Below are 26,321 nucleotides of genomic sequence, written 5' to 3'. Positions count from 1 at the left end.
GGGTTTTTTTATATAGGTAGCCCGGACGAGGCAAAGCCGACTCCGGGATCGCACAATACCTTCAATAGCACATTAATTAGTTACAACATACATTTGATATCTTCAATATATACCCACCTTAACCCCGTGCAAACAACGCTAAACAGCACAAAAAGGGCCCCATCAGCATACCATTCCGCCCTCTGTACCGCTTGAATACATGACTAAGATCACGTTTAATACACAACTTATTAACCTGATTGAAAAACTCATGATCGTTCGTCCTCACCAGCATTGGCTGGCACGCATTTTCGTCTGGCATGGTTCTGTACTGCCAAAAATCTTCTCTCGCTTACTGCTCAATTTCCTGTTGTCGATAGTCGTTATCCTCATTCTGCCGTGGTATTCCTCGCTAGGCTTCAAGCTTACCGTCGCGCCATTTAGCATTCTGGGCGTCGCTATCGCGATATTTCTCGGCTTCCGTAACAATGCCTGCTATGCACGTTACGTCGAAGCGCGCCAGCTGTGGGGACAACTGATGATTGCCTCCCGGTCTCTGCTGCGCGAGGTGAAAAACACGCTCCATGACGACCCGCACGTAGGGGAGTTTGTCCGTTTGCAAATTGCCTTTGCCCATTGCCTGCGCCTTACGCTCCGCCGCCAGCCTAATCGCGCCGTGCTGGCTAAATATCTCTCTGAAGCGCACCTGGCGCAGGTGTTGGCCGCCCAGTCTCCGGCTAACCGTATTTTGCTTATCATGGGAGAATGGCTGGCCGAGCGCCGACGCTCCGGGGCACTGTCCGATATTCTGTTCCACAGCCTCAATATTCGTCTCAACGATATGTCTATCGTGCTGGCAGGCTGCGAACGTATTGCCAATACGCCGGTGCCGTTTGCCTATTCGCTGATCCTTCATCGCACCGTTTATCTGTTCTGCATCATGCTGCCGTTCGCGCTGGTTGTTGACCTGCACTACATGACGCCGTTTATTTCGGTGCTGATTTCGTACACCTTTATCTCACTGGATACGCTGGCAGAAGAGCTTGAAGAACCCTTCGGTATGGAAAATAATGACTTACCACTGGACGCTATCTGTAACGCTATCGAGATAGATTTACTGCAAATGAATGATGAGTCGCAGATACCCGCCCGGATCGTCGCTGATAAATACTATCAGCTGAACTAAGAGAGGCATCAATGACCGTCACATTTCGTCCTGTACAGGCAGAAGATAAAGCGCATTGGCTGGCGCTGTGGCAGGGATACTGCGGGTTTTACGCCAGCAACCTGTCTGCAGACGTTACTGAGCACACCTGGCAGCGCATGCTTGACCCGCAGTCGCCCATTTTTTGTCGTGTGGCACTGGTTGAAGGACAACTGGCTGGCTTTGCACTTTGCGTATTGCATGAAGGCACCTGGGTTACAGCGCCTATTTGCTATCTGGAAGACTTGTTCGTTGATCCTGCATTCCGGGGCAAAGGGGTAGCGCGGTCGCTCATACAATTTGTGCTAAACGAGGGGAAAGAGCAGGGATGGTCACGCTTCTATTGGCATACGCGTATTCATAATCCGGCGCGTAAGCTTTATGATGAGTTTGTCGCAGCCGATGATTTCGTACGTTATTCTGTTACGCTTTAACCGTAACGCAGAATAAATCATTAAGGTTTTCCATGTTTAATGGTTGCACCGACATAAGGAGAATCAGAATGGAAAAAAGAATCGAAACTGCCGTGAACATCATTGTGTTCATTTCACTCTTCGCTACCGCCTGGGATTTATCGCTGGTTCGCGCCTTCAACTGGTAGGCCGTTAACCCTCGATAACGCACTCCTGTTCGGGCGCAGACCATGGCTGCGCCCTTAAGCAGGGGGCGAATCTTCAGATAATCAACGGCTTTTAGGCTAATTACCCACAAGGTTGTGCACCGTTTCTGTGGATAACATTTTTGACTAATGCTCGTTTGCCATTCCCCGGAAGGTTTTGCGCCATTCCACCGGACTGACGCCCAGTTTCTCGCGAAATATCTGCCGGAAGGTGATGGATGATTGAAATCCTGACTGCTCCGCCACCTGTTCAACGGTGAGTCCGCTGCTTTCCAGCAGCATCTGGCTGCGACGCAGGCGTTCAGTGGTTATCCATTCACCAATCGACATGCCGGTTGCTTTCTGGAAATGACGGGTCAGCGTTCGGCGGCTCATAGCGACACGCTCGGCCAGCATATCAATCTGGTGTACCTGCTGAAGATTGTCCTGCAGCCAGGTCAAAAGTTGGTTAATGCGTGTATCCCCGGTGCTATGTGGTATCACCTGTTCAATGTACTGAGCCTGCCCGCCTTCACGATAGGGTGGCGTCACCATTCGCCTGGCTATATGGTTAGCCACACGGGCACCAAAACGCTGGCGAATCACATACAGGCAGCAGTCCAGCGCGGCGGCGGTACCGGCGGAAGTGATGATGCCGTCGTCATCGGTATAGAGGACGTTGACGTCAAGCCAGGCCTTGGGGAACCGTTGCTCGAACGCTTTTTCAAATTCCCAGTGCGTAACGGCACGCCGATTGTCGAGCAGCCCGGCATAGGCCAGGGCGAAGGTCCCAAGGCATAGGCCAACCAGCGTGGCGCCATTTGCTCGGGCGGCAATCAGCCCTTCGAGAAGCGCTTTTGATGGTTTTTCACCCACATGTCGCCAGAAGGGAACAATGACGATATCGCAGTGGGCCAGCACCGAAAAATCGCTATCAGCCTGTACCGCAGTTCCTTCTTTTGACCACACCAGCCCCGGCGTTTCCGCGCAGATATAGCGGGTAAAACGAGGCTGCTCGCTCACGCTGTCGCCAAATAAAATGAGCGGCACTGAGAAGTGAAAGGTGCTGAAGCCTTCGCTCGCAACAATCGCAACTGTGGTGGTGGGCATGGGATTTATCTCCGTTATAAAGTGACGGTGTCACCATCTTCCGGGGCATGAACAACATCCGCCATCAGATTATCTTCAGCATAGGTGCGCAGCGCACGGCGCGTGACTAAGCAGTGGTTTACCGCTTCCATATGGGTCGCCACAATCTGCGCTTGCGGCAGAAGATGGTGTGCTTTCAGTACGTCTTCCAGTCCAAAGATAATCGGGCCAAACCCCAGCACATGCGCCCAGCCGGTGTTCATGATAACGACACCTGGCTGATACTGACGCATGTTATCAGCTACGCCATCAATCCAGATAGAGTCTCCCACCAGATACAGCGTTTTCTCTGATGGATGCTGGAAAATTACCCCACAAGCTTCGCCCAGTCGTTCAGCCAGTTCAGGAACCGCGTAGGCTTCATCAGAACCATGTTGGCCGTCCGTTTTAATCAGTGTGATATCGCCGAAGTGACTGGTTGCCGAAAGCTGCTGTAACCGGGTAAAGCCCTGAGCGCGCAGCAGCGCTTCGTCACCGTCATTCTGCACGTAAATGAGCATGGATTTTGGGATGACGCTGGCTGCGGTTTCATCCCAGTGATCGGGGTGAGTGTGGGTTACGATGATTGCATCGACATCCAGTAGTGCGTCAATTTCACACGGTAATTCCACCATTGGGTTACGAATTTCCGCGCGAGCGGTGCCGGAAAATCCGGGATACGTGTCTTTCGGTGCTAGCATCGGGTCAATCAAAAAACGTTTTCCGGCGTAGGTAAGCAGCTGAGTGGCATTGCGGATCTGGGTAATTTTCATCGTGGCATCCTCGTGTTCGGTTTCGATAGACACAGTATGCGCATTACGATCCCACTTCGCCGCTGGCTAAAAGCCAACATTCGATGTGATTGGGCCAATATGACGCTAGTCCATGCCATCAAGGCATAGGAATCATGAAAAATGAGTATGGAATTTGGTCAGATCGGGCGTAGACAGGGTCGTTAAATTGTATTTATCATACAAATGAATTAAGCCATAGCGCATATGCGCTCCACTCATTCACTCGTGGGTTTCGATTATGACCGCCGAAGTTAACGCTCTCATCCTGCTTGCACAATGTAATGAATCTAAGGGATTTTACCGTCGCGCTTTACGTCTCTGGCAGGAAATATCGACACATTTTGATGCCACTAAAGACCAGTGTCGCTTAGCGTGGGAGAAGATAGGCGCGTGTCATCTTCAGTTGCAAATCAATACGCCGCGTGAGGTTGTTGCTCGCGATAGCCGAAAGCAGGACGTTGAGCGCGATAAATTACGCATTCAGCAGCTGCTCTTACAAGGACATAGTATTAAAGAAGTGCAGCATATGACCGGAAGGTCGATAGCCTTTATCTATAAATACAATCCTAGAAATAAAGCCATCCATTAATAGCCTGAAGGCGGTACGCCAAATGCCTGACGAAACGCGTAGCTGAATGCGGCGGTGCTGGAATATCCCACTTCCAGCGCCACGGCGGTGACATTTTTATTTTTCTTCAGATGAACGACCGACTCCAGAAGCCGCATTTTTTGTTTCCATGCGCTGAAAGGCATGCCGGTCTCTTTCTTAAAATGACGGGAAAACGTGCGGGCTGACATGCCAAGATGATGAGCCCAGTCTTCCATCGCATGTTCAAGACTCGGTGACTCCTGAATGGTTCTGCACACCTTAATAAGCGCCGCATCGTGCGGCCAGGGCAGCATCAGTTCAACTTCCGGCAGCTTCAGAATCACATCAAGCAGCACGCTCACTAACTGACCTTCCTTGGCGGCAATGTCATAACGCTCCGGCGTGGTTGTCGTCGCGTAGTGGATGAACTCGCGTACAAAATCGCTGATGGCCACGACCTTACAATCGTCGATCGATTCGGGTAAAAAATCCGGGTCGATATCCAGATTCTCCAGATAGACGTCATCCAGCGCCCATACTGCGTGTTCGATGTTATGCGGGATCCAGATACCATAATGCGCCGGGATCACCCAGCATTTCCCTGCCACATCGATGCGCATACTGCCTTTACGTGCAAAGTGAAATTGCGCGAAGCTATGACTGTGCCTGGCGACGTGATTGCTTGCGGCCAGAATGTAAGAGCGAAAATAGACCGACTGCGGCAGCTCTTTCATTGAGTCATCTTGCGATGAAAACCACTGCTTGGTCTGCTGAAGGGAGAAAGGAGGGTTACCATCCATCATTATGGCATCTGTTCGATAAATATTGTCCTCACATCATAATACATACCATCCGCTTATCCATAATAATCTTCTGCACATCATATTGACTCGTTTATGGATAAGAAACATGGCCACGGTTTGCTCAGACGTAATTAGCATTGATGAATTGAACGATAATTGGTCGCGGATGGGAAATGACCTGCTCAGTCAGGCCGATATTAAAATCAATGGTGCCCGGCCATGGGATATTCAGGTTCACCATGCTGATTTCTTTAAGCGTGTATTTCAGCAGGGTTCGCTGGGGTTAGGCGAAAGCTATATGGAAGGTTGGTGGGACTGCGAGCGTTTAGACATTCTGTTCTGCAAAATCCTGAAAGCAAAACTGGATAAACAGGTTCCCGGCAACCTGAAAGATATTTTACGCGTTGTCAGCGCGCGCCTGTTTAACCTCCAGTCGCGCAGCCGTTCATGGATTGTCGGCAAAGAACACTACGACATTGGCAACGATCTTTTTGCGTTGATGCTTGACCCGCATATGCAGTACTCCTGCGGCTACTGGCGTCACGCACAGTCGCTGGAAGAAGCGCAAAATGCCAAGCTCGAAATGATATGCGAAAAACTGCAGCTCAAACCCGGTATGCGTCTGCTGGACATCGGCTGCGGCTGGGGAGGGCTGGCAGCCTACGCGGCGCGAAACTACGGCGTTAGCGTAGACGGGGTGACCATTTCCCGCGAACAGCAAAAACTAGCGCAGCAGCGTTGTGAAGGGCTGGATGTGAATATCCTGCTGCAGGACTACCGTGACCTCGATACCGACTATGACCGGATTGTATCAGTAGGGATGTTTGAGCACGTTGGGCCAAAAAACTACGATACCTATTTTAGCGTTGTTGACCGTTGCCTTAAGCCTAATGGATTGTTTTTACTACATACCATCGGGAGTAACCAAACCGGGCTCAGCGTAGACACGTGGATCAACAAATATATCTTCCCGAACGGTTGCCTGCCGTCGATTCGCCAGATTGCGAGCGTCAGTGAATCACGTCTGGTAATGGAAGACTGGCATAACTTTGGCAGCGATTACGACAAAACGTTGATGGCATGGCATGAACGCTTTAATCAGGCGTGGTCGGGTTTGTCATCTAACTACACGCCGCGTTTCCGCCGGATGTTCAACTACTATCTGTGCGCCTGCGCCGGTGCGTTCCGCGCCCGTGATATCGAACTCTGGCAGGTGCTGTTCAGTCGCGGTACTGAGGGTGGAATGTACGTTTATCGTTAATGGCTTTGTCACGTCGCTTTTGGGCGACGTGACGCTCATTTCAATTATTCAAAACATCGCATACAGCAGCGCTGAAACGGTCAACACGCCGCTCGCCATCACCATCACCGAGATAAACCCTCGCATCGCTTTCAACGCCGGGCGGGTGAAAATCAACCAGGTTGGGATCACAAACAGGAAGATCGCAATTAACGGCCCGCAGAGCGTTTCAATCATATTAATCACGTCAGGGTTAAGATAAACCACCACTGAGGTGACGATAAACATTAGCACCGAGGTGATTAATTTAACCCGTTTAATATGGCTGGTCCGTTTAATATTGAAGAGATCGGCCGCCAGCACGTTAAAGGTCTCAGCAACCGGCATTGATATCCCTAAAAACGATTTTGTCATGCCCAGAATGGCAATAAATGGCGCCAGATAGAGCAGCGCACCCATGCCGCCGTTGCCGCCAATGACCGACAGCACATTCAGGTTCTGCGCTTTCGCCATCTCAAAGGTTTCACGCGGCGTACTCAAAATGCAGCTCAGCACGAAGAAAATAATGCTGAAGAAAATTAAGCCATACGCGCGGCGGATAACCCTCACGGACTGATCTTCACCGCCGTTACCCGGCTCCCGATACCAGGATGCCAGCGCGGGAATCAGCGGCGCCGAGCACAGTGAGAAGGCGATAAGCGGTAGCGTCAGCCACAAATCTTTCAGCGTGCTGCCAGGGGTTGAGGTATGCGTTTGCTGCCACGCATGGGTGACGTTCCCCAGGTCCCAGGCCGGGATTTGTGAGGCGGCGATAACGATGATAGCAATGGCAAACGGCAGGGCCAGCGCACTCATGGTACTCACGACTTTATCGCGACCTTTGCTCAGCACCAGGTGGAGAATAAGCAGGACCACCAGCGTAAGCGTTGCACGGTTAATACCGGCAATGTGCAGGCGTTCGCTCAGGAAATGGCTCAGCGCATTCACTAATGAAACGGCATACACCAGCGTAACCGGGTAGTGCGCCACGCAGAAAAACAGCTTCATGGCCTGACGGCCTTTTGGGCCAAAGAAAGAGCCGAACAGCGGCAGCGTGTGGTCGTTACCGTCGTCCTTCTGCTGGTCGCGCATAAAGACGCGGCAGATCAGCACGTGCGGCACGAGCGATAGTGGAAATCCCAGAAGGAGTAGCAGAATAAAGACAAGCGGACCGCGGGTACCAATTTCAACCGGTAGGAAAAGCGTGCCCGCACCGACCGTTGCGCCGTAAACACCCATCATCCAGATGGTATCTTTTTTCGTCCATTGAGGACGAGATATCGCTGTTTCTTTATTCATAGTACTCATATATATCGAGAATAACGCGGACGTTAATGGAGGAGCTATTGGGGGTAACCTAAGCGGAAAGCATAAAAGGATGGAAAACTGATTTCTTATTATATGAGGCTATTCTGGTGCCTTCTTTTCGATACTACTGGTTGCGCGATAAACCCCGCAAGTCTTTTTTGGTATTTACTGGAAGTTACAAGAGGATTAATAACACCTTTTACATCACCATAACTTCTTGCCATTTATAGCAAAGGAATCGACGACAGCTCGCCGATTCCTTTATCTATTTAATTACCCCAGCGGCTTTTTAAATAATCCACGGCCTGCTGAGTTTGCGGCTGTTCGAGGTAGCCCTCGCGGAACAATATTGTGCCATTGATATTAGTGGCGGACTCATTCATATCAATTTGCTTTTTCAGCTCTGGCACGCCGCCCTGGACCGTCCAGTCTGGTTCATTTTTCGACGGTTCGCCCACTTTATACAGCGCAATACCGATGTAGAGACGAGTATTGGTAGGTTTGACGACATCCGCCCACCATTTTGCCAGGACGTCATAGCGCGCTGCATCACGAGCAAACGGCCAATAAAGCTGCGGCGCAATATAGTCGAGCAGACCCTGTTGCACCCACTGGCGCGTATCGGCGTAGGATTCATCATAAGCGGCAGCGCCACGCGTGTCTGAACCCGCGGGGTCGTGTGAACGATTTCGCCATACCCCGGCTGGGCTCACGCCAAATTCAACGTTCGGATTGAGCTGCTTAATGGTGTGCGAAACCTGCGAAATTAGCTGCTGGGTGTTGTGGCGTCGCCAGTCGGCTTTTGAGGCAAAACCCTGACCGTACTGGCGATAGGTGGCGTTGTCGTTCAGCGCTGAAGCGGGAGTCTCGGTGTAGAAATAGTCGTCAAACTGCACGCCATCAACCGGGTAACGAGAGACGACTTCCGCCACGATACTGGTTATCCAGTCACGCACTTCCGGAATACCTGGGTCCAGTACGAAACGATCCCCCGCGGTGCGGATCCAATCGCGATGCAGAACGTAAACGCTCGGCGGCATCGTCGACAGCGTATTATTCAGCGCGGTCACGGTTGAAGGTTTGGTATTGGTGGAAACGCGGTACGGGTTGAACCAGGCATGAACCTTCATGCCGCGCTTGTGCGCCTCATCCAGCATAAACTGTAGCGGGTCGTAGCCGGGGTACTGGCCTATGGTGCCCGTGAGCGTTTCCGACCACGGCAAAATATTAGACTGCCATAGTGCGGTACCATCCGGTTTTACCTGGAAGAAAACGGTATTAATGCCGAGGCTTTTCAGCTTATCAAGCTTGTCGCGCATTGCGGCCTGCTGCTCGATAACGCGCTGCATACTGCTGCTGGCGTTAATCGAGCTAATAGGCGGCCAGTCGAGTCGTGAAACCGTGGCGAGCCAGACGCCGCGCATCGGTTCATTATTTTTCTGCTGAGTTTTACCCGTATTGACGCCAGATGACGTTTTAACGGGGGTCTTTGAATCGCAACTGACCAGAAATAGCGCGGCGGCAATCAGCGCGGCGGCTTTTTTCGTTTTTGACATTCGGGAGAAACTAAAAGAACTGAGAGTCATAGGTGCCGTTATTCGGGTTATCGCGAGTGATGAACATTTTCGTACTATTCACGGCGAAGTCAATCGGTTAGCCACAGTGATATCACACGAAATGATAAGGATCATCCCGATATGTCATTTGCCTTATTTCTGCGAATTTCTTAAGGTTGATGGTTATCGATCCTGAAAACAGTAAGGAAGCCCTATGTCTGAATATTCACCGACTGCCGACACGCATCTCGCCTGGACGTGGCAAAACAGCCCCGAGCCAGAAGCGCTTGAGCTGACGCGCATTGCCATCCCACAGCTTGCGGCGGGCGACGTTTTGGTTCGCAACGCGGTTATCGGGCTTAACCCGGTGGACTGGAAGGTATTAAGCCCGGGTTTGGTTGACTGGGAAAAGGGCCATGTCCCCGGCGTTGACGGCGCGGGATCGGTGGTCGCGCTGGGTGAGGGCGTCGATCAAAGCTGGCTGGGCCAGCGCGTCGCATATCACCAGAGCCTCGCGAAGCCCGGCAGCTATGCGGAGCATACGCCCGTTGCAGCTCGCGCTCTGATGCGTTTGCCGGAGTCATTGAGTTTTGAAACGGCGGCAAGCCTTCCTTGTCCGGCGCTGACGGCCTGGCTTGCTATTGAAAAACTGCCGGTGATTAACGGCGCGCCGCTGTTGATAAGCGGTGCCGGTGGCGCCGTAGGCCACTATCTTGTGCAATTCGCAGCGGCGAGGGGATTTGCGGTCACCGCGATGTGCAACCCGCGTCACTGGCAGCGCTTAAAGGCGTTGGGCGCGCAAACCTGCATTGAGGGGCCATTAACTTCCGGCAGCTTGTGGCCAGAGGAAAAAGCGGCATCGTTCTTTGCGGTGATTGATAGCGTTAACGAGGATCATGCTGCTCGTCTGACCCCCGCGCTGAAGGCAAATGGTCACATCATCGCGATTCAGGGGCGGCTGACGCAGTGGCCATGCGCGCCGTTTGGCCGCACGTTGTCGATGCATGAAGTGGCGCTCGGTGCCCTTCACTGGTACGGCGATGACGATGCATGGCACCAGTTGACGGCCGCCGGTGAAAAGATCATGTTGGATCTGGTGGCGAAGCGTTTAGTGGCCGAAGAGACGGTGATCGCGGATTTTGCCGAACTGGCCGTGCTGCTGAATCAGCTTCGTCATCGTCAGTTCAGTGGTAAGCCGTTGATTCGCGTTAACCCTTAGTTCTCCCGCTACCCCACGGATTAAACGCCGGTTCTTCCGGCGTTATTTCCACATCGCCGGTCAACGAGTCCAGATAAAGCGCTTCCACTTCAGCACGCGCCCACGGGGTACGTCGCAAAAATTTAAGGCTGGATTTCACGCTCGGGTCATTCTTAAAGCAGTTGATGTTTATCAGCTTGCTCAACTGTACCCACCCATAACGTGCCACCAGCGCATTGACCTGCATTTCCAGGGTGACGCCGTGCAAAGGATCTTTAGAAATATGTTCTGTCATGGGAGGTCCGTTAAAATTGAGGTGAAAATGATGCGCGGGGGAAGGTTACAAGAAAGCGGAACATCCGGCAATGGCGCAGGTGGGCATGTTGAATTTTCGCTCGATTTTAAGGCAGCTGTACGTGAATTCTGACGTACGATGGCACTGGTAAAATATCAGAATTTACGTAGCGCGCGATAAAACAGAAATTACTCTATAATTCATATAATTAACTTTTATTTGGGATTATGATTATTGATGTGACGTTGTCACTTTAGTTTTTTAAGACGCTACAAGGATCTGGGGGTTACGAATACCGTCGTCCAGGTTCTATGATGTTGTGGATGACAAGATAGCGAACAGGAAAAGAAGACATGTTGAAATATGCATCATTGCTGGTAGCGCTACTGCTGGCCGGTTGCGCCAATACCCCAAACCTACCGCCGACCGAAACAATTGTGGCGATTAAACCGATTGATTCCGGCATTATTGCCAGCTCTGAAAAGCACAGTTATCGCTTCTTCCGTAAGGGGATGCCTCAGGAATATCAACGCTATAACACGTTTTATCAGCGTTTTCATCAGCAGGCATCCGGCGTGCGGGTGAATTTTGCGGTTAAGGATCATGAAGTCACGGCAGAGTACCTGGTAGTTATCGATAAGCGTAATGTCGATGCCAGCCAGCAAACTATTCTGCGCAATGAGTATAAAGCGACCTCAATCGATAACGACCACCTTGGCGTGATGTTTAAAGCCAACGGGTTCTGGTCTAGTTCTGATGCGGAGGAGTTGGCGGCACCTTATCGGCTGGAGCAGCCGATTGTGGTGTCAATCAATGATAAAACCCAGACGCTGACTACCGCGGGTTCCATCGCACTCATCCCATTACTCCCATTATTCCCGCTATTTATGATGTATGGCTGCGCTACTGGGCCATGCATTTAATGTCAGGGTCTTGTTAGCAGGGTGCTTTGCAGCGGGCGGCAAATCCAGATCATGGCCGCCGCGCTGCAAAGCGGAAACAGCGAGAGCAATAGCCAGGGATAACTGGCCTGCGTTGAGGGCACCAGCGCGCCGTCCAGCAGAGGGCCAAGCAACAAATTTCCCGCCAGCACCGCAATACCACCGGCAGTCGCTAACGCACCATAGTGCGCGCCCAGCGTCGATTCTTCCGCAAAGCTGGGGATCAGATCTTTTGCCGCCGGAACTAGCAGCATTTGCCCCAACGTCAACAGCGTCACCAGTGAAACTGAAGGTATAAGCCGGAGCCAACCCGCCAGCGGCGGAGAGGAGGCGAATATCGCCACGCTCGCAAAAGCGGCGGCCAGCAGCATAAAGCCAACCGGTAAGCAGCGCGACGCCCCCACGCGCCTTGCGAAGCGTGCCAGCGGAAGCTGCAGCAGAATAATGAGTAGCGAGGCCAACATAAAAAGCGGGCCAAGGTCTTTCTCACTGCCGCCGGAACGCTGTATCTCCACCGGCAATGCCAGATAAAGTTGGTTATAGCTCAGGAGCCACGAGCTATAGGCAATAATAAAGGCGACGAAGCGCGGCTGACGGAAGGTCGTCCACCACGGAACCACCTTTAGTGCCCGACTATTATGCGCTTCGGTGGGAAGACAAAAATAGAGTATCACCAGTGCCGCAACGAATACCGCGGCACCGGCTAGCGCAACCTGACGAAAGCCCAGCCCCGTCAGCAGCGCGCCTGCCACGGGACCAAGGACGGCACCCAGCTCACCGCATACGGCAAACAGCGCAAACCATTCTGCGCGACTGCGTTTACCGTTCGCCTCACTTTGCGTCCCGGCTTTTGCCAGTAACGCTTCAATTGATGGGGAGAACAACGCGCCGCCAACCCCGGTAAGACAGGCTCCCAGAATGATGGGCGTAAGCGATGTCCCGAAGCCCAGAAGCAGATAGCCCGCCACGCGAATCGCGCAGCCGCACAGAATAATCACGCGCGCACCAAAGCGGTCGGAGAGCGCGCCGCCTATGATAAACATCCCTTGCTGAGAGAAGGTGCGCAGCCCCAGCACCAGGCCAATCAGCCCTCCGGAGAGCATCATATCGTCGCGTAAAAAGATAGCGAGGAACGGTACCACTGCATAAAAGCCGATGTTAAAAACAAACTGGCTGCCCAGTAGAACGGGCGGCCATAGCGTTTTAGCAGGACGAAGCGGGAGGCGAAGCATACGGTCTGGCGAGCCTTAAACGATAAAGTGGATGTGCTTTTTGCCATGAAAACGGGAGACTTCGATACGGGTTTTCACCCGAAATACTTCCCAGAGTAAGGCTTCACTCAGAATATCATCAGGCGTCCCTGTGGCGATGATTTTCCCGTTCTGCATCACAATCAGCGCGTCACAGAACATCGCGGCGTGGTTGAGATCGTGGATCGCCACAATGCTGGTTACTGGGAGCTCGCTTATCAACTGCATTAGCTGCATCTGATGGTGAATATCCAGGTGGTTGGTGGGCTCATCCAGCAAAATTTCCGTCGGCGTCTGGGCCAGCGCGCGGGCAATATGCACGCGCTGTCGTTCACCGCCGGACAGACTCAGCCAGCCCTGATCGCTTTTGTCCAGCATATCCACGCGCTGCAGCGCGGCGGTAACGGTTTCGTCATCGTGCGCGCTCCAGTTAGAAAAGGGCGTGTGGTGGGGAATTCGGCCGAGCTTAACCACGTCACGCACGCGCATATTGGCATCGGTCATACCGTGTTGTTCAACAAACGCGACTCGACGGGCAAGCTGCTTTTTGGCCATTCGGGCGATGTCCTGTCCATCCAGCATTACCTGCCCGGCTTCAGGGCGACGAAGACCGGCCAGAATACGTAACAGAGACGATTTTCCGCAGCCGTTGGGGCCAAGCAGTCCAACCGTTTCACCGCGTGAGACCTGCAGCGAGACGTTATTCACGATGACCTTTTTGCCGACCTTCCAGGTAATGTTATCAGCGGAAATACTCATCACTTATTCCTTGAACGGTAGATAATAACGGCAAAGAAAGGTACCCCCACCAGGGCGGTGACAACACCAACCGGCAGACTTTGCGGTGCTATCAGTAATCGCGATGCGATATCGGCGAGCACCATCAAAATGGCGCCGGCCAGCGCGCTGGCGATAAGCAGCGTGCGGTGCAGTGGGCCAAAGAAAAAGCGCATCATGTGGGGAACCACAAGCCCGACAAAGCCAATTGAACCGGCCATGCTGACGATCGTTGCGGTGATGAGCGCCGTTGTGGTGAAGAGGACCAGCCGTACCCAGGGAACGGAAATCCCCAATGACGCGGCGGCGTCATCGCCGAAGGTAAAGGCGTCCAGCGCGCGCGAGTAGTAGAGACAGACGGCGAGCCCAATCAACACCACCACCAACACGAGCTGAAACTCCGGCCAGCGGACGCCGCTGAAACTGCCCAGCAGCCAGAACATCACATCACGAGCCTGTTGCGCGCTGGCGGAGGTGCTTATGGTGTAGGCGGTAATGGCATTAAAAAGCTGCGATGCCGCCACGCCAGCCAGAATCGTCCGTTCGTTGCCACCGCGTGCGCCGTTGGTCAGAAACGCCACGAAAGCAAAGGCGGCAAAGGCTCCGGCAAAGGCGCCAGCCGAGAGCGAAACGGCGCCAGTGCCGAGACCTAACACCACGACTGAAACGGCACCCGTCGATGCACCGGCGGAAACACCGAGCACGTAAGGCTCCGCTAGGGCGTTCTTCAGCAGGCTTTGTAACACGGCGCCGCAGATGGCGAGCCCAGCGCCACAGCAGGCGGCAACCAGCGCACGGCTCAGGCGAAAGTCCCAGATAACGCTTTCATAAATGCGGTTGAGTGGAACGCTGGTCAGCCCCATTTTGTTTGCGACGGCGTAAAAGACGTTACGCAACGGAATCGACAGCTCACCCACGCTCACACCAACGGCAATCACCAGCAGCAAAAGTATCACTGCCAGCAGGCTGGAGGTGGTTAACAGCAGTTTTTGCCGCGCTTGAAGTACCGCCGTTGTCATTAGTTCAGCCCCAGTTTTCTGAGCTGTTCACCAACCTGTTCAGCGCCGTAGATTGTTCTGATGGTCGGGTTCATCGCCTGGCCATCCATCACCACGATGTGGCCTTTTTTTACAGCGTCAAGCTGGCTCACGGCAGGGTCGGTCTTGAGGAATTTAATTTTCTCTTCCGCGTTATCCAGCGCCCAGCGGTTACGATCCAGGCTCGAGACCACAATGACGTCAGGGTTTGCGGCAATAATGCTTTCCCAGCCGACGGTTGGCCACTCGGTTTCAGAAGTAATGGCGTTATGGCCCCCAAGGACGTTAGCGATAAAGCCCGAGGCGCTGTTTTTACCGCCCACATAGGCATCTGCCGAAGGTGAGGAGCTTGAGAACCAGAATACGAAAGAGAGATCCTTTTTGTTTTTAGTGAATTCTGTGCGCAGGTCGTTTTCACGCTTTTTAAAATCGGCAATTAACGCTTCACCCCGAGGCTGCACGTTAAAGATGGTGGCAAAGTCTTCGATCTCTTTATAGAGATAGGTCATGTCCCAGAGTTTCTGTCTGCTGCCATACATATCGCCGGCCGCTTTTTTCGTGGCGCACATGCCTGGTGATAAATAGCTGTTAACGCCGACCGTGGCTAAATCTTCGCGCTTAGCCACCTTGCTTTCTGGCCCCAGCAGCAGCGGAAGCTGGGCCGGAACAAAGTCTGGGTTCTGCGCGAGGATAGATTCGAGTGTCGGGATCTCCACCGTCAGCGTTTTGATTTTTGCATTTTTTTCAGCCAGCTGCGGCAGAACGTTAGTGGGCCAGAATGCGCTAGCGGTGACGTTATTTTGCAGCCCCAGTAGCAGTAGAATCTCAACCGTATTTTGCCCCAGCGCGACAACGCGCTCAGGCGGCTTGGTGAACGTCTCTTTATATCCACAGTTTTCGATAGTCAGAGGATAGGTGGTTGCCAGCGCCGAACCGGCTGACGCCAACACCATGCCTACTGCGCAGATGACCTTTTTCATTAAACGCTATCCTTCATTAAAATTGTTATTGAGGATGGGAACCTGGGTTGTGTTTTTAATGCAAATGAAACTCATTATTAAGGCGTGGTTTTATACAATGGCCTATATGGGGTGTCAATGGGAGATAATTTCAGCGTGGGATAATTTCTGGGCGGAATAGGGTTATCGGCAATGACCCCTATTAATAATAAGGAAGCGTTAAAAGAGAACGTTGATTTTCACCCGTTAATACCTTGCGATATTAACGGGTATTGAGCTATTCCTTAACGGCCGCTGGAAATGAATTTGCTAGCCATTCCAGGAAGACTCGCAGGCGGGGAGGCACATGGCGATTTTGCGCATAGACAACGTGAAAAGGATAGGGCGCAGGCCGCCATTTAGCGAGTATTTCCACCAGTGCCCCGGCGGCCAGCGCTTTTTTGAGCGAGTAGGTGAACGTCTGCACGATCCCCAACCCGGCTTCCACGGCGGCAATATGCGCATTGCTCTCATTGATGCCGAGATGATGTTCCGCTTTTATCTCTATTTTGTCGCCGTCGTGTTCAAAGCGGAATGGGAACGGTCTTCCGCTGGCGGGAGACAAATAGCTGATAAGGCGGTGCCCATTCCTGAGTTCATCAGGGTAGGCAGGGACGCCGTAGCGTTTCAGGTAGCCGGGCGTGGCGCAGGTAATTAATGCCGCTTCACCGATTTTTCGTGCGATAAGCGAGGAGTCCTCCATCGGACCGCCTCGGATAGCACAGTCAATATTGCCGCTAATCAGATCCGACGGTTTATCCGCAACCTGCAGATCGATACGAATATCCGGGTAGATGGTCATGAAATCTGCCAGCAATGGCACCAGAACGTCACGGGCGGTTGAGCCGCCAATGGCTATCCGCAGGTGACCTTTGGGCTTCGTGCTGGAGGTTTTAAACGACGCATCAATCTCATCCAACTCCGTCAGAATACGCAGCGCTTTCTCATAATATTCCTGCCCCTCCGGCGTGACGGTAATGCGTCGCGTGGTGCGCTGCAGGAGGCGTGTCCCCAGATGCGCTTCAAGCTGTTGAATCGTTTTGCTGATGGTGGCATTGGGCATATCCAGTGAGTCAGCAGCGCGGGTAAAACTGTTCGTTTCGACAACGCGCGTAAACACTTTGAGGGCTGAAAATCGATCCATTATTCACTTTTTCCCGACGGTAAAGCGCCATTATTCACACAGGTGAAGAGTGTTTTTCATTTTCCTGTATTTTTCTGCATAGGTTAACAACGCTAAAGTACCAACCGAACTGAGACGGCTGATTATCTCTGTAAGTCGATGACTCAATTAGCATATTCATACTTTAGTTAAGGAAATGCGTCATGAATAAGAAACTTTCGGAAAAAATTGCTTTAGTAACCGGTGGGACTTCAGGTATTGGTCTGGCGACTGCACAAGTGCTGGTCGAACAGGGGGCGAAAGTGTACATCACCGGTCGTCGCCAGGAAGAGCTGGATGCTGCCGTGGCGTTAATCGGCCCTGCGGCGAAAGGGATTCGCGCGGATGCTTCCGTGTTAAGTGACCTCGATACCGTGTTTTCGACGATTGCGAGTGAAGCGGGGCGTCTCGATGTGCTGTTCGCCAACGCTGGCGGTGGGGACATGATGCCACTCGGCGCCATCACCGAGGAGCATTTCGACCGGATTTTCGGCACCAATGTGCGCGGTGTTCTGTTTACGGTTCAGAAGGCGCTACCGTTGTTAACGCCCGGTGCCTCAGTGATCCTGACCGGCTCGACGGCCGCGGTGAAAGGCACGGCGAATTTCAGCGTTTACAGCGCCAGCAAAGCCGCGCTACGCAGTCTGGTGCGCTCATGGGCGCTTGACCTGAAAGATCGCGATATCCGCATTAACGTCGTGAGTCCAGGCCCAATCCGTACGCCCGGTCTCGGTGGGTTGGTCGATGAAGAACATCGTCAGGGGCTGTTCGATGCACTCGCTGCTGGCGTGCCGTTGGGCCGCTTGGGTGAGCCTGAAGAAGTGGGTAAAACCGTCGCGTTCCTCGCATCTGATGATTCACGCTTTATTAATGCTGCTGAAATCTATGTTGACGGTGGTTTGGCGCAAATTTAGCGTTCAGACGCGTCATAGCTGAAAGCCCGAGGATATCGTCGGGCCTTCAGTATTTTGAACGGTGTGGAGCGGATGTCTATTGTTTAGTGCGATGCCTTTAGGTATAGCGGTTTAACCAGCGGGATCAGATGATTTTCCGTCAACGGCGCTAACAGGAGTGCGGGCTGTTCCTCAGCGGAATACCAGACAACCTCGGCGATTTCAGCCGCGGGTAAAAACTCGGTGATGTCACTCACGCTATGATAAATCTCGGCGACCACCGTCTTTCCGGGCTCGTTTATCGCATTATCAGCAAAACGCCCCACATAGCTGAAATCCTTTTCCTCCAGCTCAAGATGCAACTCTTCGCGGAGTTCCCGCGATAACGCCGCCACGGGTGATTCATCAGGCTCCATCTTGCCACCAGGTTGAATGAAATGTGTCGTTCCATGTTTTCTGACGAGCAGGCAGCGCCCGGAACCATCGGTAATAATAGCGGCGGCGATACGGATAGGTTGGTTGTTATTCATGTTTTATCCCTTCGTTAGTGTCCGTGCAGTATAGGCGCATTTAAGCGAGAGATGTGTGCTTCTGATAAATTGATATCCGCATGGAGCATCCGATTATGTTGAAGAAAACGGGGGATTACAGAAGCGGTTTCAATGTCCGCTTCGTGCCAAAAGCAGACCTCCCGTCGAACTCAACTGCTTTCAATATATAGTGTCTGGTCAACTAAAAAGTACAAATAATCTTTCAAGAGGCTATAACGCCTCAAAAGATGTCTGGCTGTCGATTAACCAGTCTAATTTTGCAATCATGGATGTTTAATACGCTTTACTGTTGTTTCATTTATGTACAGAGCAGTGATGCTTTCAATTTTTCTACAAAAACACTGACCCGCAGAGGTAAATGCCGGTTGGTTGGAAGCAAAGCCCAGACGGAAAGATTCTGCGGCTGAACATCTGAAAGGTTGATTTCCACCAGTTCCCCTTTCGCTATTTCTTTTTTTACATCCCACAAAGTGAGCTGCGCAAGACCTAATCCCTGTATACATAGCTCCCTGACGCCTTCCACATTGCTGGAACTAAACCGACCGTCAACACTCATACTGGTACTCTGTCCCTGGGATTCAAACGTCCACTGCAGAACATTTGTCAGTCGCAGACAGTTGTGAGAGGAAAGGTCATGCAGTACCTGTGGTACGCCGAACTTCCTGAGATAATCCGGGGAGGCGCAAACCACACGCGGATTATCGGAGAGCTTCCGGGCAATCAAACTGGAATCCCGCAAGGGAGCTACACGAATTGCTACATCGACACCCCGCCCAACGATATCAACAACGTCTTCAGTCAGTTGTACGTCAATACGCAGGTCCGGGTTTTCGCTGAGGAGTTCCGGTACAAGAGGCAAGATATTGCGCCGGCCAAAACCCGATGGCGCAGTCACTCTCAGCAACCCCGAGGCACCCTTTGAATCCGGTGAAAACAATGCCCTTGCGCCTTCTTCTGTTTCGATAAGTGCACGGGCGTAAGGCAAAAACTCGGTGCCTTCCTGGGTCAGTGAGACCGAACGCGTGGTTCTCTGCAGTAAACGGGTGCCGAGTTCCTGCTCCAGACTGGCCAGACGCCGTGAGACTGCCATTGGTGAAATATCTAATCGTCGTGCCGCCTGCGTCAGGCTGTTAGTTTCCGTGATAATGAGGAACAGATGAACATCGCTCAGATCCATGTAATCTCCATAGCGTGAAGCAAACGAATAGTGAAATTGCAGGAGCAAATACGTGTCACTGGCTCAATTATAACGAAAAATGATATACCGGCTTATCATATTGACGCATTTATGTTTTATTTTGCTCGCATTATATTCACTCCTGAATTTAATAAATTATCAGGAGGAGCATGTGAGCTCATCATCACTGTTTAACGAATACCGTATTGGCAACATACCGCTTAAGAACCGCCTCGCGGTTGCCCCGATGACGCGTGTGACCGCTTCAGAGGATGGGATTGCCAGTTCGCGAATGAAGGCTTACTACGAAGATTTCACCCGGGGTGGTTTTGCATTAACCATTACTGAAGGTATTTACATCGATAAAGCCTGGTCTCAGACTTACGCCTTCCAGGCAGGTCTGGTCAGTGGCGAACAGGCGGCAGCATGGCGTGTTATTACCGATGCTGTACATCTGCAGGGTGGGCGCATCTTCGCACAACTTCAGCATTCCGGCGCATTGTCCCAGGGCAATTACTACCTGGACGGAACGGTCGGGCCTTCGGCTATTCGCCCGGTCGGGAAACAGTTACCGTTTTATCGCGGTGAAGGGGAATACCGTATTCCGCGCGAACTGACTGAGGACGAAATTCAGGGGGTTATCGCGAGTTTTGCTGACGCAGCTTCCCGTGCTGTATACGATGCCGGATTTGATGGGGTGGAGATACACGGTGCTAATGGTTACCTGCTGGATCAGTTCTTTACCGACTATTCCAATCATCGTACCGATAAATGGGGTGGGGATATTGCTGACCGTCTCGGTCTCAGCCTGGCGGTTATCAAAGCCGTGCGCGAGCGAGTGGGTAAAGATAATCCCGTGGGGATCCGTATCTCTCAGGGTAAAGTGAATGATTTTTATCATAAATGGGCGAATGGCGAAGATGACGCACGAACCGTCTTTACGTTGCTTGCTGAATCCGGCGTGGACTTCATTCACCTGACCGAATATGAGGCCTGGCAACCAGCATTTGAAGGTAACCCGCAGTCTCTGGTCGCTCTTGCCCGTAAATATGCGCCAGAACTGACGATAATCGCCAACGGCAGCCTCCATAACGTGAGTCGTGCTGAAGAAGTTATGCAGGCCGGTGCCGACTTTATCGCACTGGGTCGTGGTGCACTGGCTAACCATGACTGGCCGGAGCGCGTACGCAACGGACTGGACACACGTGAATTTGATAGCGCCATTCTGGGGCCAATAGCTGACATTAAAGATTCAGAAATACCGGCATGAAAAGGTAGTGCTTCGCTGAACAGCTTTTGAAGCAAGTACCATTCATAATGTAAGCATACAGCCAGTTTGAGCATTGAAATAACAGAGAGGTCTGAGCGACCCCTCTGTTTTCCTGACAATTTATACGCGAAGAGGACAGGTCGATATCAGCTCAGTACGGTCTTCATGTACCAGAATATTCTGTTCAAATTTCACATAACCGACATCTTCGCGGCCTGCCATACACTCAACAGCAATCGCCATGCCTGCCTCGATACGTGTTTCGTTACCCGGAACCAGCCATGGGGACTCCCAGCCAATGCCATAAGAATGACCGTGCAGCGGATAGCCACAGTTAATTTCACGCGCATCAAGAACATCTGCGACCGCTTTCCACAACGCTTCCGCCGTCACCCCCGGACGGCAGGCGGCCACTCCTGCGTTTATCGCGTCTATTGCACCGTCATAGACGTCATTTTGGGCAGCCGTCCACTTGCCGCCAGCCACTACAGAGCGCGAGAAGTCCCAGGTGTATCCTTCAACAGCCGCACCGTACATATCACAGTGGAAGATATCCCCTTCATTTAACGTCCGGGTCGTCCACTGAGGTGCCATGCCATAAGCATAGTAAGCGGTATGAGGTCCTGATGCACAGGCGGCATCGATCATCGCCGCTCCACGACGAATAGCGATGTTGTAGGCGGCAGCCACGGCATCAGCTTCTGTAGTCCCTGTGGTGGCCGCACTCTTCATCATCGCTTCCATTGCTGCGTTACCCACTTCTGCGGCTTCTCTCAGCAACTGAAACTCGAGCGGCGACTTATGGGTACGCAGGCTCTCGATCGCTAAATCCATGCTAACAAACTCAACATTTTTGCAGGCCATGAGCAGGCGGTTATAAATGCCGGCGACCAGCCACGGACCGGCAACCAGTCCGATACGCGAATGACTCAGCCCCAGACTGGCCAGTGCATCAGCTACCGCATCCGGAACAAATCCTGACGCCGGGCGGATGTCCTTAACCGCTATCACATCACGTCGTACTGCCGGGGATTCGGTAATCAGAACCGGCTCTCCGCTTGCAGGCACAATTACCGCACCATGAGAAAGGCCTGACCAGCCACCTGGAAGATCGGGAGCATACGGAAAAACAGGGCTGTAATTGGCGAGATAGATAAGGTCATTCGCTGTATCTACGGTTCCACCACCTTTCCCCCACACAACAAGGGCATCCACACCCCGGGCTCTACATAACTCCTGAGCGCGCTTCCAGCGGCCATGGTATTCATCCAGTGGTATACGACTGGTTAACATAGTTCACTCCTTATTGTGTATTCGCCCTGTACAGGGCAGTGAAATCATGCGGGATAAGTTACCGACATGTTTTAATGCTGCTTTTTACGTTCATACTGTGACGATGACTTTCCCCAGACGAGAAGCCTCTTCCATATATTCCTGAGCCTCGCGCATTTGTGAGAAGGGGAAGCTCCGGTCAATAAGCGGGATAAGTTCCCCTGTAACCAGCCCATCCAGGATTTGTTGGCTGGCCTGCGAGCGAAGCGTTTCTGAATTCAGAATTTCAGTAAATAAATAGCCCTGTACTGTCAGGCTTTTACGAATGGCCAGACGCAGAGGAAAGGGAGTGGGTTCAGAACTGAGATAACCATGGATAATAAGGCGTCCTTTTTTCTTCAGGGCCTGCGCAATATCCATAACCTGAGCACCGCCGACAGCATCAAAGGCAGCTGACAGCCCCTCTGGACCGGTGATACTGGTCAGTTCCGTAAGTAAATCTTCTGTATTTGTGGCGATGACATGTGCCGCCCCGTTTTCCCGAAGCGTCTCTTTCCAGCGACTTTCGCGGACAGTGGCGACAGGAATTGCGCCAGCCTGTCTTGCCAACTGAATAGCTGCAATTCCCACGCTGCTGGAAGCCGCAGTAATGAGAACGTAATCCCCCTTTTTGATGCCCGCTGCGTGAATGATTCCGCCCCAGGCTGTCAGGTAGGACATCCACACGGCGCTGGCCTGTTCGAACGACAGGTTAGCGGGTTTATGCACGAAAAACTTCTCGGGGAGTACCAGTTCATCTGCACTGGTGCCCTGGATGGATAAATCATCGGGAGGCAGGACAAATACATCATCACCCGGCCTGAAATGGCGAACATGACTACCACAGGCAATAACTGTACCTGCGGCTTCATAGCCAAAGCGGGCAGGCAGGACAGCTTTCTGAATATACTCATCCTTGCGGAAGTTGAGATCTGAACGATTGAGACCAATAGCACGCACCTTAAGATGGATGTCGTACTCACCGATAAGAGGACGTGCCAGGGCATCCAGTTGCAGAACATCTGGACCACCGAGTTTGTGAAAACGCCAGACTCTGGACATTCTTTTCTCCAGAAGGCCGGGCTAATCCGGCCTTATTGGGTACACGACGAAGGAAATTATCAGGCTACATCAATGACAATTTTGATAGCGGCACTGGCGTCTTCAACGGCTTTATGTGCTTCCAGAGCGGTGTTAAGCGTAAAGTGGCGTGCATCGACCACCGGTTTTACCTTGCCTTCTTCGACAAGGCGGGTGAGAGTGGTCAGAACTTCACCGTGATGGGCGCGCCCTTCACCAGACAACATCCGCAACAGCACAAAGACAGCTGAAAGGGTGGCACTTCTCAGAGACGACGTGGTGATATCGTATTCCCCAAATGCACCGCAACTGGTGATATGACCATAGTGTTTGACGGCTCCCAAAACGGAAGACAGCGCATCTCCGCCAACGGTGTCATAGATAATGTCAAAGCCTTTACCGGCGGTGCAGTCCTGCACATATTGTTCAACGGTCTGTTCACGGTAGTTAATAGGCGTTGCGCCCAGCTGACGAACCAGATCGCACTTCTCTCCTGAAACAGTGGCATAAACCTCAGCCCCCAGCGCGCGGGCAAGCTGAACAACCATATGGCCCACGCCGCCAGCCCCCCCATTGACCAGTACCTTTTCCCCTTCACGAACGCCGGCATGATCAACAAGCCCCTCCCAGGCAGTAAGGAAAACAAGCGGCAATGCAGCAGCTTCGCGCATGGTCAGGTTTGCGGGTTTTATGGCAATCAGTTTCTCGTCAACAGCCGCAAACTGCGTCAGAGAACCCTGAAGGCCTCGCACACCGCCAGTGAGCCCATAGACTTCATCGCCGGGCCTGAATGCCGTAACCCCCTCGCCGGTGCTGACTACAACACCGGCCATATCAGTACCCAGAACCGCCGGAAGTTCCGGCATGGCATAGGGCGCCACAGAGGTTCTGATTTTTGTATCAATTGGATTCACACCACTGGCTTTGATGCTGACAAGCACTTCCCCGGGGCCCGCAACGGGGACTGGCATCTCGACTTTTCTGAACGTCTGGTCTTCATAGCTCTCAAGCATCATCGCCGTCATTTTTTTCTCAGACATAATCATCATCTCGTTGTTTTAAACATACGGCCAGATTAACAACAGATTTATGGGACAAAAATGAAACCATTTGGATTTTAAAATTCCGAAAAATGGAATAATGTTGATTCCACCTCAGCCATGAAGAGATAAGTGATGCTGAATCAGTTTGAATTGATAAAAATATTCTGTGCGGCTGCTGAGTCCCGCAGCTTCAGGGAGGCAGCAGCCCTGCTCGGGAAGTCACCGCAATCCATCACGCGGGCCATTAAAGAACTCGAAGCCCTACGTGGGGAAATACTGTTTTACCGGAGTACACGCAGCATCAGGATCACCCGTGAGGGAGAAGCTCTGGCACAGGAAGCCGGAATGCTGATGAAAAACATAGAGCGTCTTGTGATCCGTCATGATGAATCTGATGACACTCTCCCTTCCGGCCATGTCAACCTGACAATGCCCGCGTCATTCGGACGGCGTTTCGTGGTACCGGCGCTAAACGCTTTTCGTCAGCGTTACCCTGACATCAGCGTGACCTGTATTCTGACGGATACCCACAGTGATGTGGTGGATGAGAAAATTGATATCGGGCTACGGACGGGGTTCCTGAGAGATAATCGATATGTTGCAAGAAAAATTCGGGATGTGCGCTTCTACATCCTCGGTACGCCGGAGTTAATCCGTCGTGTCGGTAAGCCTTCAGAAATGGAACACCTCAACCAGATGCCCGTCGTGGCACTTCTGGATCACTGTACGGGGCGATTCTGGCCGTGGACATTTGATAATGAAAAATCCTTCACGCCAGACACTCCTCGCTTTGTTACTGACGATCTGGATGCATACTGCGATGTGGTTGCACATGGTGCGGGTTTTGGCCAACTGGCTGACTATTTGGCCCACCCTCTGATAGAGAAAGGTCTGGTACTCCCGGTCATGCAGGAAAAGATGCCCTCGACATGGGGACTCTATATCTACCGGCCCCAGATTGGACCAGTCCCTGCACGAATTCGCCTGTTGTTTGATTATCTTGTCGAAAAATTACAGAAATAGCATTCCGGGGACTGAGCTAACAGTGACTGGCGTTAACGTAATGAAGTAAGGATAAACTTTTGAGTCGCTGTCCAAATTTGCATTAAGATCGTCCGCTCCTCGCTCAGAGCGGACCTTAACTATCATGCATCACTTCGCTTTCTCCATTCGATGGCTCACTGCTTGTGTGTGCTATCGAAGGAGAGTTCAGGATAAAGCGCTATCGTTTGCATCCGACTCCACATCTTATCAACCTGGAAAATGGGCGAAGAGAAGAGCTAACTGAATATGAAGGAGGGTATACGGGGTCGCATCCTGTTTTTGGGGTTATTACGTACATCATCAACGATGCCAGAACGGGAGCGTTTGGACTGACCCCACAACAGTAGACATTTCCTGTCCTCACGACGATGCCTGTTCAAAGGCCTCCGGACTGACGCCGCCGAGGTGGCTGTGACGCCTGGCCCGGTTGTAGAAGACTTCAATGTAATCGAAGATATCGGCCCGGGCCAGATCCCGGGTTTTATAGATACGTTTTCTGATCCGTTCTTTTTTCAGCGAACTGAAGAACGATTCGGCCACCGCATTATCCCAGCAGTTGCCACGCCGGCTCATGCTCGGTGCCAGGTTATTGGCCCGGCAGAAGCGCTGCCAGTCGTCACTGCCGTACTGGCTGCCCTGATCGCTATGTACGATAACCTCGCCGTCCGGTTTTCGACGCCACACGGCCATCATCAGAGCATCCAGCGCGAGTTCGCGAGAGAGAGTGGGCTTCATCGACCAGCCAACCACGTTACGGGCGAAGAGATCGATAACCACCGCCAGATACAGCCAGCCCTGCCAGGTGCGGATATAAGTAATATCGGTGACCCAGACCTGATTGGCCCGGACAACGGTAAACTGCCGCTGCACACGATTAGGCGCAACCACTGAAGGTCGGCCAGCGATACGACGCGGAGCTTTATAGCCGCGCACGGCTTTAATCCGGTTCAGTTGCATAATGCGGCCCACCCGGTTTTTGCCGCAGGTTTCACCGATCTCATTCAGATCGCCATGAACCCGACGATAGCCATAGACGCCACCGCTCAGGGAATATGA

25 protein-coding genes and 2 pseudogenes are annotated in these 26,321 nt (G+C 52.3%); 10 read left to right on the top strand and 17 right to left on the bottom strand.

Going from position 1 to position 26,321, the window contains the following annotated elements; translation table 11 throughout:
• The first annotated feature begins 250 nt into the window (after window positions 1-250).
• Window positions 251-1,165 (top strand): bestrophin family protein, encoded by a 915-nt coding sequence (locus tag ACH1XZ_RS05700; RefSeq protein ID WP_395594734.1) that lies wholly within the window; start codon window positions 251-253, stop codon window positions 1,163-1,165.
• 11 nt (window positions 1,166-1,176) lie between these two features.
• Window positions 1,177-1,617, top strand: coding sequence for a GNAT family N-acetyltransferase (locus ACH1XZ_RS05695; protein ID WP_395594733.1), 441 nt, complete (start codon window positions 1,177-1,179; stop codon window positions 1,615-1,617).
• A 311-nt stretch (window positions 1,618-1,928) separates the two neighbouring features.
• On the opposite strand, the gene ACH1XZ_RS05690 is transcribed toward ACH1XZ_RS05695, so the two are convergent.
• Together ACH1XZ_RS05690 and ACH1XZ_RS05685 are read right to left on the bottom strand one after the other, a co-directional pair.
• On the bottom strand, window positions 1,929-2,891 hold the full coding sequence (locus ACH1XZ_RS05690) for a GlxA family transcriptional regulator (protein WP_395594732.1): 963 nt from the start codon (window positions 2,889-2,891) through the stop codon (window positions 1,929-1,931).
• 14 nt (window positions 2,892-2,905) lie between these two features.
• Window positions 2,906-3,682: an MBL fold metallo-hydrolase gene (locus ACH1XZ_RS05685; RefSeq protein ID WP_395594731.1), complete on the bottom strand. Its 777-nt coding sequence runs from the start codon at window positions 3,680-3,682 to the stop codon at window positions 2,906-2,908.
• A gap of 259 nt (window positions 3,683-3,941) precedes the next feature.
• On the opposite strand from ACH1XZ_RS05685, the gene ACH1XZ_RS05680 reads away from it, so the two are divergent.
• The gene (locus ACH1XZ_RS05680; RefSeq protein WP_395594730.1) at window positions 3,942-4,292 is read left to right on the top strand and encodes a hypothetical protein; all 351 of its coding nucleotides are present in this window, start codon (window positions 3,942-3,944) and stop codon (window positions 4,290-4,292) included.
• Here ACH1XZ_RS05680 and ACH1XZ_RS05675 read toward each other — a convergent pair.
• Window positions 4,289-5,095: a helix-turn-helix transcriptional regulator gene (locus tag ACH1XZ_RS05675; protein WP_395594729.1), complete on the bottom strand. Its 807-nt coding sequence runs from the start codon at window positions 5,093-5,095 to the stop codon at window positions 4,289-4,291. The two genes, ACH1XZ_RS05680 and ACH1XZ_RS05675, sit on opposite strands and share 4 nt — an antisense overlap.
• Before the next feature lie 106 nt (window positions 5,096-5,201).
• Between ACH1XZ_RS05675 and cfa the strand changes: the two genes are divergently transcribed.
• Window positions 5,202-6,356: a cyclopropane fatty acyl phospholipid synthase gene (cfa, locus tag ACH1XZ_RS05670; protein ID WP_395594728.1), complete on the top strand. Its 1,155-nt coding sequence runs from the start codon at window positions 5,202-5,204 to the stop codon at window positions 6,354-6,356.
• A 48-nt stretch (window positions 6,357-6,404) separates the two neighbouring features.
• Here the strand turns inward: cfa and ACH1XZ_RS05665 are convergent, their stop codons facing one another.
• Window positions 6,405-7,673, bottom strand: coding sequence for an amino acid permease (locus ACH1XZ_RS05665; protein WP_395594727.1), 1,269 nt, complete (start codon window positions 7,671-7,673; stop codon window positions 6,405-6,407).
• 278 nt (window positions 7,674-7,951) lie between these two features.
• Window positions 7,952-9,238 carry a glycoside hydrolase family 10 protein gene (locus tag ACH1XZ_RS05660; protein WP_395594726.1) on the bottom strand — a complete coding sequence of 429 codons (1,287 nt, stop codon included), beginning with the start codon at window positions 9,236-9,238 and terminating at the stop codon, window positions 7,952-7,954.
• A 214-nt stretch (window positions 9,239-9,452) separates the two neighbouring features.
• Between ACH1XZ_RS05660 and ACH1XZ_RS05655 the strand changes: the two genes are divergently transcribed.
• A complete protein-coding gene (locus tag ACH1XZ_RS05655; RefSeq protein ID WP_395594725.1) occupies window positions 9,453-10,457 on the top strand; it encodes a zinc-binding dehydrogenase in 1,005 nt (334 codons plus the stop codon).
• Here ACH1XZ_RS05655 and ACH1XZ_RS05650 read toward each other — a convergent pair.
• Window positions 10,447-10,731, bottom strand: coding sequence for a VF530 family protein (locus ACH1XZ_RS05650; protein WP_395594724.1), 285 nt, complete (start codon window positions 10,729-10,731; stop codon window positions 10,447-10,449). The two genes, ACH1XZ_RS05655 and ACH1XZ_RS05650, sit on opposite strands and share 11 nt — an antisense overlap.
• Window positions 10,732-11,084: 353 nt before the next feature.
• Between ACH1XZ_RS05650 and ACH1XZ_RS05645 the strand changes: the two genes are divergently transcribed.
• A complete protein-coding gene (locus ACH1XZ_RS05645) occupies window positions 11,085-11,654 on the top strand; it encodes a hypothetical protein (protein WP_395594723.1) in 570 nt (189 codons plus the stop codon).
• A gap of 2 nt (window positions 11,655-11,656) precedes the next feature.
• Here the strand turns inward: ACH1XZ_RS05645 and ACH1XZ_RS05640 are convergent, their stop codons facing one another.
• The 5 genes from ACH1XZ_RS05640 to ACH1XZ_RS05620 all read right to left on the bottom strand — a co-directional run bounded on the left by ACH1XZ_RS05640 (window position 11,657) and on the right by ACH1XZ_RS05620 (window position 16,878).
• Complete coding sequence (locus ACH1XZ_RS05640; protein WP_395594722.1) at window positions 11,657-12,904, bottom strand: MFS transporter; 1,248 nt, start codon at window positions 12,902-12,904, stop codon at window positions 11,657-11,659.
• A 15-nt stretch (window positions 12,905-12,919) separates the two neighbouring features.
• On the bottom strand, window positions 12,920-13,681 hold the full coding sequence (gene eitC, locus ACH1XZ_RS05635) for a siderophore ABC transporter ATP-binding protein EitC (protein WP_395594721.1): 762 nt from the start codon (window positions 13,679-13,681) through the stop codon (window positions 12,920-12,922).
• On the bottom strand, window positions 13,681-14,718 hold the full coding sequence (locus ACH1XZ_RS05630) for a FecCD family ABC transporter permease (RefSeq protein WP_395594720.1): 1,038 nt from the start codon (window positions 14,716-14,718) through the stop codon (window positions 13,681-13,683). The genes eitC and ACH1XZ_RS05630 overlap by 1 nt, the downstream gene beginning before the upstream one ends.
• Window positions 14,718-15,716, bottom strand: a complete 999-nt coding sequence (gene eitA / locus ACH1XZ_RS05625) for a siderophore ABC transporter substrate-binding protein EitA (protein ID WP_395594719.1) — start codon at window positions 15,714-15,716, stop codon at window positions 14,718-14,720. Before eitA ends, ACH1XZ_RS05630 begins: the two co-directional genes overlap by 1 nt.
• 256 nt (window positions 15,717-15,972) lie before the next feature.
• Window positions 15,973-16,878, bottom strand: a complete 906-nt coding sequence (locus ACH1XZ_RS05620) for a LysR family transcriptional regulator (protein ID WP_395594718.1) — start codon at window positions 16,876-16,878, stop codon at window positions 15,973-15,975.
• A 182-nt stretch (window positions 16,879-17,060) separates the two neighbouring features.
• Between ACH1XZ_RS05620 and ACH1XZ_RS05615 the strand changes: the two genes are divergently transcribed.
• Window positions 17,061-17,810 (top strand): SDR family NAD(P)-dependent oxidoreductase, encoded by a 750-nt coding sequence (locus ACH1XZ_RS05615; protein WP_395594717.1) that lies wholly within the window; start codon window positions 17,061-17,063, stop codon window positions 17,808-17,810.
• An 83-nt stretch (window positions 17,811-17,893) separates the two neighbouring features.
• On the opposite strand, the gene ACH1XZ_RS05610 is transcribed toward ACH1XZ_RS05615, so the two are convergent.
• Window positions 17,894-18,319: an NUDIX hydrolase gene (locus ACH1XZ_RS05610; protein WP_395594716.1), complete on the bottom strand. Its 426-nt coding sequence runs from the start codon at window positions 18,317-18,319 to the stop codon at window positions 17,894-17,896.
• 319 nt (window positions 18,320-18,638) lie between these two features.
• Entirely contained in the window at window positions 18,639-19,517 is an 879-nt protein-coding gene (locus tag ACH1XZ_RS05605) for a LysR family transcriptional regulator (RefSeq protein ID WP_395594715.1), read from the bottom strand.
• A 172-nt stretch (window positions 19,518-19,689) separates the two neighbouring features.
• Between ACH1XZ_RS05605 and ACH1XZ_RS05600 the strand changes: the two genes are divergently transcribed.
• Window positions 19,690-20,787, top strand: coding sequence for an oxidoreductase (locus tag ACH1XZ_RS05600; protein WP_395594714.1), 1,098 nt, complete (start codon window positions 19,690-19,692; stop codon window positions 20,785-20,787).
• Window positions 20,788-20,907: 120 nt separating this feature from the next.
• Here the strand turns inward: ACH1XZ_RS05600 and ACH1XZ_RS05595 are convergent, their stop codons facing one another.
• The 3 genes from ACH1XZ_RS05595 to ACH1XZ_RS05585 all read right to left on the bottom strand — a co-directional run bounded on the left by ACH1XZ_RS05595 (window position 20,908) and on the right by ACH1XZ_RS05585 (window position 24,218).
• Window positions 20,908-22,080 carry a M24 family metallopeptidase gene (locus ACH1XZ_RS05595; RefSeq protein ID WP_395594713.1) on the bottom strand — a complete coding sequence of 391 codons (1,173 nt, stop codon included), beginning with the start codon at window positions 22,078-22,080 and terminating at the stop codon, window positions 20,908-20,910.
• 90 nt (window positions 22,081-22,170) lie between these two features.
• Window positions 22,171-23,160, bottom strand: coding sequence for a zinc-dependent alcohol dehydrogenase family protein (locus ACH1XZ_RS05590; protein ID WP_395594712.1), 990 nt, complete (start codon window positions 23,158-23,160; stop codon window positions 22,171-22,173).
• Window positions 23,161-23,219: 59 nt separating this feature from the next.
• Complete coding sequence (locus tag ACH1XZ_RS05585; protein ID WP_395594711.1) at window positions 23,220-24,218, bottom strand: zinc-dependent alcohol dehydrogenase family protein; 999 nt, start codon at window positions 24,216-24,218, stop codon at window positions 23,220-23,222.
• A 135-nt stretch (window positions 24,219-24,353) separates the two neighbouring features.
• Here ACH1XZ_RS05585 and ACH1XZ_RS05580 point away from each other — a divergent pair, with 135 nt between their 5' ends.
• Together ACH1XZ_RS05580 and ACH1XZ_RS23350 are read left to right on the top strand one after the other, a co-directional pair.
• Window positions 24,354-25,244 carry a LysR family transcriptional regulator gene (locus tag ACH1XZ_RS05580; RefSeq protein ID WP_395594710.1) on the top strand — a complete coding sequence of 297 codons (891 nt, stop codon included), beginning with the start codon at window positions 24,354-24,356 and terminating at the stop codon, window positions 25,242-25,244.
• A 131-nt stretch (window positions 25,245-25,375) separates the two neighbouring features.
• Window positions 25,376-25,612: pseudogene (locus ACH1XZ_RS23350) on the top strand (S24/S26 family peptidase); the annotation flags it as partial.
• Between the two features lie 13 nt (window positions 25,613-25,625).
• On the opposite strand, the pseudogene ACH1XZ_RS05575 reads toward ACH1XZ_RS23350, so the two are convergent.
• Window positions 25,626-26,321, bottom strand: a pseudogene (locus tag ACH1XZ_RS05575) (IS3-like element ISEc14 family transposase); the annotation flags it as partial.

Origin of the sequence: Kluyvera chengduensis, assembly GCF_044197065.1 — a bacterium.
GTDB classification, from domain to species: domain Bacteria; phylum Pseudomonadota; class Gammaproteobacteria; order Enterobacterales; family Enterobacteriaceae; genus Kluyvera; species Kluyvera ascorbata_C.
Note: the sequence above shows the minus strand (reverse complement) of the source record. Positions and strands in the feature narration are given on the sequence as shown.

What these genes read in the sequence shown, in the direction of transcription:
- ACH1XZ_RS05680 (WP_395594730.1), top strand. Translation starts at nt 3,942, where the DNA reads ATGACCGCCGAAGTTAACGCTCTCATCCTGCTTGCACAATGTAATGAA.
- ACH1XZ_RS05645 (WP_395594723.1), top strand. Translation starts at nt 11,085, where the DNA reads ATGTTGAAATATGCATCATTGCTGGTAGCGCTACTGCTGGCCGGTTGC.
- ACH1XZ_RS05640 (WP_395594722.1), bottom strand. Translation starts at nt 12,904, where the DNA reads ATGCTTCGCCTCCCGCTTCGTCCTGCTAAAACGCTATGGCCGCCCGTT.
- ACH1XZ_RS05610 (WP_395594716.1), bottom strand. Translation starts at nt 18,319, where the DNA reads ATGAATAACAACCAACCTATCCGTATCGCCGCCGCTATTATTACCGAT.
- ACH1XZ_RS05650 (WP_395594724.1), bottom strand. Translation starts at nt 10,731, where the DNA reads ATGACAGAACATATTTCTAAAGATCCTTTGCACGGCGTCACCCTGGAA.
- ACH1XZ_RS05590 (WP_395594712.1), bottom strand. Translation starts at nt 23,160, where the DNA reads ATGTCCAGAGTCTGGCGTTTTCACAAACTCGGTGGTCCAGATGTTCTG.
- ACH1XZ_RS05695 (WP_395594733.1), top strand. Translation starts at nt 1,177, where the DNA reads ATGACCGTCACATTTCGTCCTGTACAGGCAGAAGATAAAGCGCATTGG.
- ACH1XZ_RS05615 (WP_395594717.1), top strand. Translation starts at nt 17,061, where the DNA reads ATGAATAAGAAACTTTCGGAAAAAATTGCTTTAGTAACCGGTGGGACT.
- ACH1XZ_RS05585 (WP_395594711.1), bottom strand. Translation starts at nt 24,218, where the DNA reads ATGTCTGAGAAAAAAATGACGGCGATGATGCTTGAGAGCTATGAAGAC.
- ACH1XZ_RS05595 (WP_395594713.1), bottom strand. Translation starts at nt 22,080, where the DNA reads ATGTTAACCAGTCGTATACCACTGGATGAATACCATGGCCGCTGGAAG.
- ACH1XZ_RS05655 (WP_395594725.1), top strand. Translation starts at nt 9,453, where the DNA reads ATGTCTGAATATTCACCGACTGCCGACACGCATCTCGCCTGGACGTGG.
- ACH1XZ_RS05620 (WP_395594718.1), bottom strand. Translation starts at nt 16,878, where the DNA reads ATGGATCGATTTTCAGCCCTCAAAGTGTTTACGCGCGTTGTCGAAACG.
- ACH1XZ_RS05675 (WP_395594729.1), bottom strand. Translation starts at nt 5,095, where the DNA reads ATGATGGATGGTAACCCTCCTTTCTCCCTTCAGCAGACCAAGCAGTGG.
- ACH1XZ_RS05665 (WP_395594727.1), bottom strand. Translation starts at nt 7,673, where the DNA reads ATGAATAAAGAAACAGCGATATCTCGTCCTCAATGGACGAAAAAAGAT.
- ACH1XZ_RS05700 (WP_395594734.1), top strand. Translation starts at nt 251, where the DNA reads ATGATCGTTCGTCCTCACCAGCATTGGCTGGCACGCATTTTCGTCTGG.
- ACH1XZ_RS05580 (WP_395594710.1), top strand. Translation starts at nt 24,354, where the DNA reads ATGCTGAATCAGTTTGAATTGATAAAAATATTCTGTGCGGCTGCTGAG.
- ACH1XZ_RS05690 (WP_395594732.1), bottom strand. Translation starts at nt 2,891, where the DNA reads ATGCCCACCACCACAGTTGCGATTGTTGCGAGCGAAGGCTTCAGCACC.
- eitC (WP_395594721.1), bottom strand. Translation starts at nt 13,681, where the DNA reads ATGAGTATTTCCGCTGATAACATTACCTGGAAGGTCGGCAAAAAGGTC.
- ACH1XZ_RS05685 (WP_395594731.1), bottom strand. Translation starts at nt 3,682, where the DNA reads ATGAAAATTACCCAGATCCGCAATGCCACTCAGCTGCTTACCTACGCC.
- ACH1XZ_RS05605 (WP_395594715.1), bottom strand. Translation starts at nt 19,517, where the DNA reads ATGGATCTGAGCGATGTTCATCTGTTCCTCATTATCACGGAAACTAAC.
- ACH1XZ_RS05630 (WP_395594720.1), bottom strand. Translation starts at nt 14,718, where the DNA reads ATGACAACGGCGGTACTTCAAGCGCGGCAAAAACTGCTGTTAACCACC.
- ACH1XZ_RS05660 (WP_395594726.1), bottom strand. Translation starts at nt 9,238, where the DNA reads ATGTCAAAAACGAAAAAAGCCGCCGCGCTGATTGCCGCCGCGCTATTT.
- cfa (WP_395594728.1), top strand. Translation starts at nt 5,202, where the DNA reads ATGGCCACGGTTTGCTCAGACGTAATTAGCATTGATGAATTGAACGAT.
- eitA (WP_395594719.1), bottom strand. Translation starts at nt 15,716, where the DNA reads ATGAAAAAGGTCATCTGCGCAGTAGGCATGGTGTTGGCGTCAGCCGGT.